An 11,940-nucleotide genomic window follows, 5' to 3' on the forward strand; every position below is an offset into this window, starting at 1 on the left:
GTTTAATTAAAATTAACTTTAGATTTATGTTTGTAATTACTAAAACAAAAGTTGTACTAACTTTTTTACTTCTCTTTCTTTCTTTTACTAATTATAGCCAGTCGGGTAATTTTAAAGTAACTCTGGATGCAGGTCATGGTGACCATGATTTTGGGGCATCTTATAATGGTCACGTAGAGAAAAAAATAAACCTGGCTATTGTTCTTAAAGTAGGTAAAATATTAGAGTCTCATCCTAAAATAGATGTGATTTATACCCGAAAAACCGATGTTTTTATTGATTTGGTTGAAAGAGCTAATATTGCTAACAGAGCCAATGCGAATATATTTGTTTCCATTCACTGTAATGCTAATAGAAATACAGCTGCCGATGGAACGGAAACCTATGTGATGGGTATGAGTAAAATTGCTTCCAATCTGGAAGCGGCTAAAAAAGAGAACTCGGTAATCACTTTAGAAAAAGATTATAAAAGAAAATACGAAGGTTTTGACCCGAATTCGCCGGAAACGATGATTGGTTTTACCTTAATGCAGGAAGAATATTTAGATAATAGTATTTCTTTGGCAAGTAAAATACAAAATGGTTTTGCTGCTTTAGGCAAAAAAATCAGAGCCGGGGGAGTAAAACAGGCACCTTTTATGGTGTTGCATAAAGCGTATATGCCTAGGGTTTTAATCGAGACGGGATTTGTTTCTAATTATACAGAAGGAAATGTTTTAGATTCGGAAGAAGGACAAAACGATATAGCCCGAGCGATTGCTAATGCTATTATTAGTTATAAAAACGAATATTTTGGCGGCGGTGAATCGGAAGTTGGAGTGAAACCTTCTCAAAGAATGAACGAAAGAATGCCTGATACCGCTACTCCTGAAAAGAGTAAATCAGATTCTGTTGTGGCCAAAAAAACAGTTTCTCAGTCGAATTCAGATGTGATTTTTAAGGTTCAACTGGCTGTTTCGGGAAGAAAATTAGAATTAGCGCCTAAAAATTTTAAAGGACTTCGCAGTGTTACCATGGAACGCATAGGGAAAAATTACAAATATTTTTACGGACAAACGGCTGATTATGAAGATTCCAGAAAGCTTTTGAGCGAAGCTAAAGAAAAAGGATTTAATTCGGCTTTTGTGGTTGCTTACAAGAACGGGAATCAAATCGATATTCAGGATGCAATAAAATAACGTCAAGTTCTATTATTTGTTTTAAATTTGCACTAAAACCTATTATTTTGAAATTAACTAGAGAAATTAAGACAGCAATTTTAGTAATTGCAGCAATATTGATATTTATTTGGGGTTATAGTTTTTTAAAAGGGCGCGATCTTTTTAATAGTTATACTACATTATATGCTGAATACGACAGCGTGGAAGGTTTAGCTCCTTCAGCGGCAGTAACCATAAATGGTTTGGTAATTGGTAAAATTGAACAAATTACCATCAATCCTTCGAATGGAAAATTATTAGTTGAAATGCAAATTAAAACTGATTTTCCAATTTCAAAAACCAGTTTGGCAACAATTTACGAACCGGGATTTATCGGTGGAAAACAAATTGCTATTGAACCTGATTTTTCGAATAAAACAGAAATTGAAAACGGGGATAAGCTAAATGGAAGCGTTCGTTTAGGAATGACTGAGTCGTTGAGTAAAAAATTAGTTCCGCTTCAGGATAAGATTGAAAAATTATTGGTAAATGCTGATAATCTGATTGCCGGAATCAATAATGTTTTGGACAAAAACACACAGGAAAATTTAAAGAAAAGTTTAGCTGAATTAAGCAAAACGATGGAGCAATTTCATCAGGCATCAGTGGGAGTGAATTCTTTAGTGGCTGAAAATAAAACCCAAATCAGCGGAATGGTTACTAATTTTAATAAAATTTCCGGTAATTTTTCTAAAATCTCTGATTCTCTAAGTAAAGCCGATTTAGGGAAAACGGTTAAAAGTTTAAACTCTACTTTGGCTAAAGTGAACGGAATTATGGCTGGTTTAGAAGCCGGTGACGGAAGTATGGGTAAATTACTTAAAGACGAAGCTTTTTATAATAATTTGTCAAATACTTCTAAGGAATTAGAATTATTGCTTCAGGATCTTCGTTTGTATCCAACCCGTTATGTAAATATTTCTCTTTTTGGAAAGAAAAATAAGCCTTATGTAGGACCAAATGATACTATTTCCAAAGCAAAAAAATAACAAATTATGAGTTATTTAGACAATATATTATTTGCCATCGTCTTAATTATTGGTTTTGGATATTTTATTTCAAATATCAAAAAAATCTATCGTAATATTAATTTGGGTATTGATGTAAACCGCAAAGACAATCCTAAAGAAAGATGGAAGAATATGGCGATGATTGCTTTAGGGCAGTCAAAAATGGTAAAAAGACCTATTGCCGGAATTTTGCACATTATTGTTTATGTAGGGTTTATTATCATCAATATTGAGTTATTAGAAATTATTATTGACGGATTGTTTGGAACACACCGAATATTTGCTTCTTTGGGTGCTGTTTATAATTTTCTAATCGCTTCTTTCGAAATTTTAGCACTTTTAGTTATTGTTTCGGTAACGGTTTTTTGGATTAGAAGAAATATCATCAGACTAAAACGTTTTGCAAACCCGGATTTGAAAGGTTTTCCTAAAAATGATGCGAATTACATCCTGTATTTCGAAACTATTTTAATGTTTTTGTTCCTGTTTATGAATGCTTCCGATTTGCATTTGCAAAATATTCCCGGAGGTTATTCTCATTTTATCAAAGCAGGTTCTTTTCCTGTAAGTCAGTTTTTAGCACCTTTATTTGACGGAGTAAACAGCAATGCGGTTGCCATGCTTTATGATATATTCTGGTGGTTGCATATTGTTGGGATTTTGTTGTTTATGAATTATCTATATTTTTCTAAACACCTTCATATTCTTTTGGCTTTCCCAAATACGTATTTTGCTAATTTGAATCCGTTAGGAGAATTTGATAATTTAGAGGCAGTTACCAAAGAGGTAAAATTGATGATGGATCCTAATGCCGATCCGTTTGCCGCTCCGGCTGCTGCTGAAGGAGAAGCTCCGGCAAAATTTGGATCCAGTGATATTCAGGATTTAAACTGGGTTCAATTATTAAATGCCTACACTTGTACCGAATGTGGTCGCTGTACCTCCGTTTGTCCGGCTAACATTACCGGAAAGAAATTGTCGCCTCGTAAAATTATGATGGATACCCGCGACCGAATGGAAGAAGTGGGAAGAAATATTGATGCTAACAAAGGCGTTTTTGTACCGGATAATAAGTCGTTATTAAACGATTATATTTCTCCCGAAGAACTTTGGGCATGTACTTCCTGCAATGCCTGTGTGGAAGAATGTCCGGTAAATATTAGTCCGTTGTCTATTATTATGGATATGCGTCGTTATTTAGTTATGGAACAAAGTGCTGCACCGGCTGCTTTAAATTCCATGATGACTAATGTTGAAAACAATGGTGCTCCATGGCCATACAATCAACAGGACAGGTTGAATTGGAAAAATGAAATATAGTTTAATGGATTAATCGGTAAATGTTTATCCGATTAAACTATTAACTCATCAACGATTAAACAAAAAAAGAATGTCAGAAAATTTGATAGTACCTACAATGGCCGAAATGCTGGCTCAGGGAAAACAACCGGAAGTGTTGTTTTGGGTAGGTTGTGCAGGAAGTTTTGACGATAGAGCCAAAAAGATTACTAAGGCTTTTGTACGTATTTTAAATAGTGCTAATGTTTCTTTTGCTGTTCTTGGAACGGAAGAAAGTTGTACCGGAGATCCGGCCAAAAGAGCAGGAAACGAATTTTTGTTTCAAATGCAGGCCATGATGAATATCGAAGTGCTGAAAGGCTATGAAACCAAAAAAATCGTAACCGCCTGTCCGCATTGTTTCAATACTTTAAAAAATGAGTATCCGGAATTAGGAGGCGAATTTGAAGTACTTCATCATACAGAGTATTTGAAATCTTTGTTGAATAACGGAAGGTTGACTATTGAAGGCGGGCAGTTTAAAGGTAAAAAAATTACGTTCCACGATCCTTGTTATTTGGGCAGAGCGAATAAAGTATATGAAGCGCCACGTAATTTAATTGAAAAATTAGATGCCGAACTGGTCGAAATGAAACGTTCAAAATCCAATGGTTTGTGTTGTGGTGCCGGAGGAGCGCAGATGTTTAAAGATGCCGAAAAAGGAAATAAAGAAATCAATATCGAAAGAACGGATGATGCTTTAGAAACTTCTCCGGATATTATAGCAACCGGATGCCCGTTTTGTAATACGATGATGACTGACGGGATTAAGCATAAAGAAAAAGAGGCAGAGGTAAAGGTAATGGATATTGCCGAACTGATTGCCAATGCGCAGGATTTATAATAGTATAAGAAAAATGAAGAAGGCGCTTTTGATTGTAGATATTCAAAATGATTATTTTGTAAATGGAAAGATGCAACTTTTTAATTCTGAAGAAGCAGGAAAAAAAGCAAAATTAATACTGGAAAAATTTAGATCGGAGAATTTGCCAGTATTTCACATTCAGCACATTGCAACTAGGACAGATGCAACTTTTTTTATAAAAGGAACAAATGGCGTCGAAATTCATGACTACGTTAAACCTTTGAAAGAAGAGATTGTTATTGAAAAGACGTTTCCTAATAGTTTTAGGGAAACAGACCTTTTAAAATATTTGCAAGTACAAGAGATTACAGATTTAGTAATTGTTGGTATGATGACACACATGTGTATTGATGCTACTACACGAGCAGCAAAAGATTTTGGGTTTAATTGTATAATTATTGAGGATGCTTGTGCAACAAAAGATCTTGAAGTAAATAACAAAAAAGTAAAAGCCAATGAAGTTCAGACTGCATTTTTATCTGCATTAAATTATTTCTATGCCAAGATAATCGATACAGAAAAATTTCTATTGGAATAATTTAAAAATAAAAAAAATGTATATACCGTTTGAAAATTTACCGGAAGAATCCAGAATTTGGATTTATCAATCGAACAGAAAATTTTCGGATGCCGAAATTTCTGAAATAGCAAATGATTTGGAGTTGTTTTTAAATGGCTGGGCTGCACATGGCACTAGTTTAGAAGCTTCTTATCAAATAAAATACAACCGTTTTATAATCATTGCGGTGAATCAGGAAATTCAGGCAGCAACGGGTTGTTCTATTGATGCATCAGTTGCTTTTATTCAAAAATTGGAGCAAAAATACGATGTAGATTTGTTGGATAAGATGAATGTGACTTTCAAATTAGGAGAATATATTGCTCACAAACCATTGCTGGATTTCAAAAAAATGGTGAAAGATAAAGCGGTTACTCAAAACACCGTTGTTTTTAATAATTTGATTAATACTATTCAGGAATTTAACGAAGTTTGGGAAGTGCCTGCAATAGATAGCTGGCATAGCCGTTTCTTTTAAAAAGACTAAAACAAATTATTATGAAAAATAGAGACATCAAGATTTTAATTCTTTATGTCTTATTTTTTTTTGTAGCTGCCTGTAGTCCGACAAAAAAGAATAAGTCTGAGACAACTTCGTCAGAAACAATAACGCAGCCAAAAGAGATTTCAACGGTTAGAGAAATAGCTTTGGATACAGTAAAACTACGACAGTTTTATCAAAATTTAGATGCTTCAAAAACTGAAGCGGCACAATATTCTTCCTTTGAAAAAAACATCACTGTTTTGAAAAATGAAGAAGCCGTTTTGCCTATTAAAAATCTGGAAAATCAAAAGATTGCTTATGTGAAATTGGGTAATGCTTCCCATGATACTTTCTTAACTACATTAGGTAATTATACAGAAGTAACGGAAATTACCGATACAAATCTGGTAAGTTTACAAGCAAAATTAACAGGATTTTCAAAAGTTATTATTGGTTATCATCCATTGGAAACTAATATTGAAACGATTCAGTTTTCCGCTGCTGAATTGACGATGCTTAATACTTTAGCACAGCATAATTCGGTTATTTTAGATGTTTTTGCTTCTCCGGCAGTATTACAATCCATTCCGGATTTTAGCAATATTAAAGGTTTAATTGTTTCTTATCAAAATTCACCAATAGCTCAAACGGTTTCTGCCGAATTAATTTTTGGCGCTATAAGTTCGCAAGGAAAATTACCAATCAATATATCCTCATCTTTCACGGAAAATTTAGGTTTATTATCTGAAAAACTTAATGTTTTAGGTTTTTCGACTCCGGAAAATGTAGGTATGAATACCGCCATTTTATCTAAAATTGATGGTTTTGCTCAAAAAGCAATTGATGGCAAAATGACACCGGGAATGCAAATTTTAGTCGCCCGAAAAGGAAAAGTCATTTATCAAAAAGCTTTCGGCTATCATACTTACGAGAAAGATATTAAAGTTTCAAATTCGGATGTTTATGATTTGGCTTCTTTGACCAAAATTATTGCTACTTTACCCAATGTGATGCAGCAATACGATCAGGGAAAAATAAATATGGAAACGACTTTAGATATGATGTTGCCGGTTTTTAAAAATTCGAATAAAAAAGACATCACATTTAAAGAATTATTGTCTCATTATGCACGTTTGCAACCCTGGTATCCATTCTATAAAAATACCGTTGACAAAAAAGGAAATCCTTTGCCTCAATATTACAGAAACGTAGCAAGCGAAGAATTTTCTATAAAAATTGCCGAAAATCTATATTTAAGAAGTGATTATGAGGATACGATTTTGAAAATTATTGTAAACAGCAAATTATTGCCAAAGAGGGAATGTAAATACAGCGATTTTACTTTTATGATTTTAAAAGCCTATTTGGAAAATGCAACCGGAAAGAAATTAGATGTTTTAAGTATGGAAAACTTTTTTCAACCTTTAGGTTTGAATAATTCAATGTATAATCCCATTGGGAAAATAGATAAAAACCGAATTGTTCCAACAGAAGTAGATACTTATTTTAGAAATCAGACCGTTCAGGGATATGTGCATGATATAAGTGCAGCAATGCAGGGCGGAGTAGGCGGTCATGCCGGATTGTTTTCGAGTAGTTTGGATGTGGCTAAAATGATGCAGTTGTATCTACAAAAAGGGAGTTATGGCGGAAAGCGTTATTTCTCGGAAAAAACATTCAATGACTTTAACAGTTGTTACTATTGTCCGCAAGGAAACAGAAGGGGAATTGGTTTTGACAAACCGCAACTAGGTGATTCAGGTCCCACTTGCGGTTGTGTTTCGATGACTAGTTTTGGGCATACGGGGTTTACCGGAACAATGGCCTGGGCTGACCCAGCTGAAGAAATTGTTTATGTTTTTCTGTCTAACAGAACTTATCCGAACGAATCGATGAATAAACTTTCCCGAGAAAATATTCGCGAAGATATTCAATCGGTTATTTATCAGGCTATTGAAAAGTAGTTAGAAAACCCTGAGATTACCTTGGGCAGTTTTAGCCTTCTTTTATGAAATAAAAGGCTTATTTTTATTAATTTAGGCGTATTAAAAATTACAGATGAAAATAGCAATAGTTTGTTATCCAACCTTTGGAGGAAGTGGTGTTGTCGCTACCGAATTAGGGTTGGAATTAGCACGTTTAGGTCATGAAGTTCATTTTATAACCTACAGTCAGCCGGTTCGATTAGCCTTGTTGAGTCCTAATGTGCATTATCATGAAGTAAATGTACCGGAATATCCTTTGTTTCATTATCAGCCATATGAATTAGCCCTTTCGAGTAAATTGGTCGATATGGTGAAACTTTATAAAATAGATGTGTTGCATGTACATTATGCTATTCCTCACGCTTATGCCGGTTATATGGCTAAGCAAATGTTGAAAAATGAAGGAATCGAAATTCCGATGATTACTACTTTGCACGGAACCGATATTACCCTGGTGGGGAATCATCCGCACTATAAACCGGCGGTAAGTTTCAGTATCAATAAATCGGATGTGGTGACTTCTGTTTCTCAAAGTCTAAAAGACGACACGTATAATTTGTTCAAAATTAAAAGGGATATTCATGTGATTCCTAATTTTATTGAATTGGATAAAAACAATAACGAATACAATGTTCCCTGCCGACGTTCTTTGATTGCAAAGCCCGAAGAACGCATTATTACGCATATTTCCAATTTCAGAAAAGTAAAATGCATTCCGGATATTATTCAAATATTTTATAAAATTCAACAGGAGATTCCAGCCAAATTGTTAATGGTAGGAGATGGTCCGGAAAAGGAAAAAGCTGAATTATTATGTCAGGAATTAGGTATTTTAGAGAAAGTAATCTTTTTTGGAAACAGTAATGAAATAGATAAAATTTTAAGTAATTCAGATTTGTTTTTACTGCCTTCAGAAACCGAAAGTTTCGGATTAGCAGCTCTGGAAGCCATGGCCTGGGGTGTTCCGGTAATTTCCAGTAATTCCGGTGGTTTGCCTGAGGTGAATTTCGAAGGGGTTTCAGGTTATTTGAGTGATGTGGGTAACGTTGAGGAAATGGCCGAAAATGCTTTGAAAATTTTAAAAGAGGATTCGGTTTTAACTCAGTTTAAGGAAAATGCTTTGTCGGTGGCAAAGAAATTTGATATCAAATTAATTTTGCCTTTGTATATTGATATTTACGAGAAAGCCATCAAAAAATATTCTAAAAAATGCAAGCAATAATCTAAACCGGATAATGATTAAAAGATTAGAAATGAAAAAAAGTATTCTGGTATTAGTTTTAATGATAACTTTATTTTCCTGTAAAACGACTGTAAAAGTTCCCGAAAAGAAAGCTTTATATGAAGTTTTGCTACAGCAAAATGACGGCGGAGGAAATATTAATTTCTATGAAATTTTAACCGAACCCAAAGAGATTAAAATGCTGTTAGGCGACGAAAAGCTGATAGGAAAAATTAGTGCCAATGATGTGCAGGAATCTAATTTTATTATTCTGAATATGGGTAAAAAACCCACCGGAGGTTATTCTATTACAGTAGATAAGGTCACAGAAACCGATACAAATATTGTGATTAAAGTTAAAGAACACCATCCGGAACCCGGAGCAATGCTCACACAAAGTATAACTTATCCTTATACGGTAGTGAAAATAAACTCAAAAAAACCGATAGTAGTCCAATAAAAAAATGCCACCTTAAACGGGTGGCATTTTTATGTGTATTTTTTTTAGGATTAGAATTGGTATCTGATACCTAAAGCGATGTCCGGACCAAAATTATCTCCGCTAACATTATCAGAAAAATATAATTCAGGTCTGATGTCTAAAGAAAGTTGAATTGGCACTTCGTCAAAACCATATTCAATACCAAGATCTCCGGCTACAAAAACGAAAGTTTTGTTGTAATCGGCATTTTTAGCATTCCAGTTACCAACACCACCACCAACACCGGCGTACCAGTTAAAACCACCATCAATGTTCCAAACCCATTGGTAAATACCTGTTAATTTGAAAGCATCAACATTGTTGTTGTTTCTCCATCCTAAGTCTAACTCTAAACGGTTATTGTCAGACAAACCTCTTTGGTAGGATATCTCACCACCAAAACCATCGTTGTCTCCTAAACGTAAACCCAGAGCGTTTTTTGAAATTTCCTGTGCTTGTGTGCTGAATGCTAATCCCATTAGCATAAAAGCTGATAAAATGATTTTTTTCATAATTTAAGTTTTGATATTACAAATCTACAATTATTCTTAAACGTGACATTTATTATATAATTATAATCTTTTACAGAATTCCCATTTTTTTTTAATCGGAATCTATATACAAAACGTTATTTGGGAAGAATAATAGATGCAATAAGTTGTTCCTCAGTAAGTTCCTCTTTTTCTATGCTGATTTCTGTTTCGGCGTATTTGGATTCTTCGTAACGAAATAATTTCCATTTTTTTCGGTTGTATTCTAAAGCAGTCAGATTTTCAACCCAATCTCCGGAGTTTAAATACATTGTTGAGCCATTTTTATTGTTTTTTTTCAAAATTTTTGGCTCGTGAATATGACCGCAAATTACATAGTCATAATGGTTTTCAATGGCTAATTCGGTTGCGGTTTCTTCAAAATCCGAAATATGTTTGACTGCCTTTTTAACGCTGGCTTTGATTTTTTTTGAAAAAGAATAAGGTTCCTGACCTATTTTTTTGAGACACCAATTGATAAAACGATTCATCAGAATCAGATAATCATATCCTAAACCGCCTAATTTAGCAATCCATTTGGCATGATTTACCGAAGCGTCAAAAACATCACCGTGAAAAATCCATGCCTTTTTATCATTTAGTTCTAAAACAAGTTTATCCGCCAGTATAAAATTCCCCATGTTCATTTCGGTAAATTTCCGAAGCATCTCATCATGATTTCCTGTGATGTAATACACTTTAGTACCTTTGGAAGCAAAGCTTATTATTTTTTGGATGACTTTTAAATGTGATTTTGGGAAATAAGATTTTCTAAATTGCCAGATATCAATAATATCGCCGTTTAATACCAAAATTTCCGGTTTTATTGACGAAAGGTAGTTGTGCAATTCTTTAGCATGACTTCCGTAAGTTCCCAGGTGAACATCGGAGATTACAACTACTTCAACTTTTCTTTTTTTCAATTGATTTATTAATTTGTTGTTATGCAAATTAACATTGCCAATATGAATTCAATTTAAAGTTAAGGTTAATAAAAAAGTTTCTTATTGTAAATGAAGACTTTGTTTTAGGTCTAAGTTTTGAAATCTTTAAATCTTTAATTTTTAAAGCTAAAACTAAAATATTACATTTGTTCAAAATTTTTTATAATGGCAGGAAATAGCTACGGAACCCTATTTAGAATCACAACTTTTGGAGAATCACACGGAGAAGCTTTAGGAGGAATTATTGATGGATGTCCATCAGGAATTGCATTAGATTTTGATGCAATTGAATTAGAAATGTCAAGAAGAAAACCGGGACAGTCAGCGATAGTTACCCAACGTAAAGAACCGGATGCCGTACAATTTTTATCCGGAATTTTCGAAGGAAAAACAACCGGAACACCTATTGGGTTTATTATTCCCAATACCAATCAAAAATCAGACGATTATTCGCATATAAAAGATAATTACCGTCCTAGTCATGCAGATTATGTGTATGATCAAAAATACGGTTTCAGAGATTATCGCGGAGGAGGAAGAAGCTCTGCCCGTGAAACAGCCAGCAGAGTAGTAGCCGGTGCTATTGCTAAACAAATGTTGTCTGATATTAAAATTCAGGCTTATGTTTCTGCTGTTGGTCCGTTGTCTTTGGATAAATCCTATGAGGAATTAGATTTTTCTAAAATTGAGAGCAATCCGGTGCGTTGTCCGGATGAAGCAATGGCGGCCACAATGGAAGATTATATCAAACAAATTCGTAAAGAAGGAGATACAGTAGGTGGTGTGGTGACTTGTGTAATCCAAAATGTACCTGTTGGTTTAGGAGAACCGGTTTTTGATAAATTGCACGCTGAATTAGGAAAAGCAATGCTTTCTATCAATGCTGTAAAAGGTTTTGAATTTGGCAGCGGATTTGAAGGTTCAAAAATGAAAGGAAGTCAGCATAATGATTTGTACAATGCTGACGGAACTACTAAAACGAATCTTTCAGGTGGAATTCAGGGAGGAATAAGTAACGGAATGGATATTTATTTCAGAGTAGCTTTTAAACCTGTGGCGACTATTATGCAAAAACAGGATTCATTGAATAATAAAGGTGAAATTACCGAGATGACGGGAAAAGGGCGTCACGATCCTTGTGTGGTGCCACGTGCAGTGCCAATTGTGGAAGCCATGGCAGCCATTGTTTTGGCTGATTTTTATTTGATAAATAAAACTTACGCAAAATAGCAAGCTAAGGATTTTTTTTATTTTTGCCTATAAGAGGTGATTTGTTGAGATATTCTTTTGGTTTCTAGATAAAATATTATAATTTTTCAGTGA

The 11,940-nt window shown here is 34.2% G+C and carries 12 protein-coding genes; 10 read left to right on the plus strand and 2 right to left on the minus strand.

Going from position 1 to position 11,940, the window contains the following annotated elements:
• The first annotated feature begins 26 nt into the window (after positions 1 to 26).
• From H599_RS0110770 to H599_RS0110810, 9 genes are all read left to right on the plus strand, one after another.
• Positions 27 to 1,178: an N-acetylmuramoyl-L-alanine amidase family protein gene (locus tag H599_RS0110770; RefSeq protein ID WP_026714147.1), complete on the plus strand. Its 1,152-nt coding sequence runs from the start codon at positions 27 to 29 to the stop codon at positions 1,176 to 1,178.
• 47 nt (positions 1,179 to 1,225) lie between these two features.
• Positions 1,226 to 2,188 (plus strand): MlaD family protein, encoded by a 963-nt coding sequence (locus H599_RS0110775; protein ID WP_026714148.1) that lies wholly within the window; start codon positions 1,226 to 1,228, stop codon positions 2,186 to 2,188.
• Between the two features lie 6 nt (positions 2,189 to 2,194).
• Positions 2,195 to 3,529 carry a (Fe-S)-binding protein gene (locus H599_RS0110780; protein WP_026714149.1) on the plus strand — a complete coding sequence of 445 codons (1,335 nt, stop codon included), beginning with the start codon at positions 2,195 to 2,197 and terminating at the stop codon, positions 3,527 to 3,529.
• A 70-nt stretch (positions 3,530 to 3,599) separates the two neighbouring features.
• Positions 3,600 to 4,391, plus strand: a complete 792-nt coding sequence (locus tag H599_RS0110785; protein WP_026714150.1) for a (Fe-S)-binding protein — start codon at positions 3,600 to 3,602, stop codon at positions 4,389 to 4,391.
• Between the two features lie 13 nt (positions 4,392 to 4,404).
• The gene (locus H599_RS0110790; RefSeq protein ID WP_026714151.1) at positions 4,405 to 4,950 is read left to right on the plus strand and encodes a cysteine hydrolase family protein; all 546 of its coding nucleotides are present in this window, start codon (positions 4,405 to 4,407) and stop codon (positions 4,948 to 4,950) included.
• Positions 4,951 to 4,966: 16 nt separating this feature from the next.
• Positions 4,967 to 5,449: a hypothetical protein gene (locus H599_RS0110795; protein WP_026714152.1), complete on the plus strand. Its 483-nt coding sequence runs from the start codon at positions 4,967 to 4,969 to the stop codon at positions 5,447 to 5,449.
• Between the two features lie 20 nt (positions 5,450 to 5,469).
• Entirely contained in the window at positions 5,470 to 7,419 is a 1,950-nt protein-coding gene (locus tag H599_RS19520; protein ID WP_051590712.1) for a serine hydrolase domain-containing protein, read from the plus strand.
• Between the two features lie 94 nt (positions 7,420 to 7,513).
• Positions 7,514 to 8,662, plus strand: coding sequence for an N-acetyl-alpha-D-glucosaminyl L-malate synthase BshA (gene bshA, locus H599_RS0110805; protein ID WP_026714153.1), 1,149 nt, complete (start codon positions 7,514 to 7,516; stop codon positions 8,660 to 8,662).
• 31 nt (positions 8,663 to 8,693) lie between these two features.
• Positions 8,694 to 9,122, plus strand: a complete 429-nt coding sequence (locus H599_RS0110810) for a protease complex subunit PrcB family protein (RefSeq protein ID WP_026714154.1) — start codon at positions 8,694 to 8,696, stop codon at positions 9,120 to 9,122.
• Positions 9,123 to 9,172: 50 nt separating this feature from the next.
• Here the strand turns inward: H599_RS0110810 and H599_RS0110815 are convergent, their stop codons facing one another.
• Together H599_RS0110815 and H599_RS0110820 are read right to left on the minus strand one after the other, a co-directional pair.
• Complete coding sequence (locus tag H599_RS0110815; protein WP_026714155.1) at positions 9,173 to 9,655, minus strand: hypothetical protein; 483 nt, start codon at positions 9,653 to 9,655, stop codon at positions 9,173 to 9,175.
• A gap of 116 nt (positions 9,656 to 9,771) precedes the next feature.
• Positions 9,772 to 10,596 (minus strand): UDP-2,3-diacylglucosamine diphosphatase, encoded by an 825-nt coding sequence (locus H599_RS0110820; protein ID WP_026714156.1) that lies wholly within the window; start codon positions 10,594 to 10,596, stop codon positions 9,772 to 9,774.
• Positions 10,597 to 10,782: 186 nt separating this feature from the next.
• Here H599_RS0110820 and aroC point away from each other — a divergent pair, with 186 nt between their 5' ends.
• Positions 10,783 to 11,847: a chorismate synthase gene (gene aroC / locus H599_RS0110825; protein ID WP_026714157.1), complete on the plus strand. Its 1,065-nt coding sequence runs from the start codon at positions 10,783 to 10,785 to the stop codon at positions 11,845 to 11,847.
• The last annotated feature ends 93 nt before the right edge of the window (positions 11,848 to 11,940 follow it).

Source organism: Flavobacterium daejeonense DSM 17708 (genome assembly GCF_000425425.1).
GTDB classification, from domain to species: Bacteria; Bacteroidota; Bacteroidia; order Flavobacteriales; family Flavobacteriaceae; genus Flavobacterium; species Flavobacterium daejeonense.

Excerpts from the sequence above, each read along its gene's own strand:
- H599_RS0110815 (WP_026714155.1), bottom strand. The coding sequence starts at position 9,655 with ATGAAAAAAATCATTTTATCAGCTTTTATGCTAATGGGATTAGCATTC.
- H599_RS0110795 (WP_026714152.1), top strand. The coding sequence starts at position 4,967 with ATGTATATACCGTTTGAAAATTTACCGGAAGAATCCAGAATTTGGATT.
- H599_RS0110785 (WP_026714150.1), top strand. The coding sequence starts at position 3,600 with ATGTCAGAAAATTTGATAGTACCTACAATGGCCGAAATGCTGGCTCAG.
- aroC (WP_026714157.1), top strand. The coding sequence starts at position 10,783 with ATGGCAGGAAATAGCTACGGAACCCTATTTAGAATCACAACTTTTGGA.
- H599_RS0110810 (WP_026714154.1), top strand. The coding sequence starts at position 8,694 with ATGAAAAAAAGTATTCTGGTATTAGTTTTAATGATAACTTTATTTTCC.
- H599_RS0110770 (WP_026714147.1), top strand. The coding sequence starts at position 27 with ATGTTTGTAATTACTAAAACAAAAGTTGTACTAACTTTTTTACTTCTC.
- H599_RS0110790 (WP_026714151.1), top strand. The coding sequence starts at position 4,405 with ATGAAGAAGGCGCTTTTGATTGTAGATATTCAAAATGATTATTTTGTA.
- H599_RS0110780 (WP_026714149.1), top strand. The coding sequence starts at position 2,195 with ATGAGTTATTTAGACAATATATTATTTGCCATCGTCTTAATTATTGGT.
- bshA (WP_026714153.1), top strand. The coding sequence starts at position 7,514 with ATGAAAATAGCAATAGTTTGTTATCCAACCTTTGGAGGAAGTGGTGTT.
- H599_RS19520 (WP_051590712.1), top strand. The coding sequence starts at position 5,470 with ATGAAAAATAGAGACATCAAGATTTTAATTCTTTATGTCTTATTTTTT.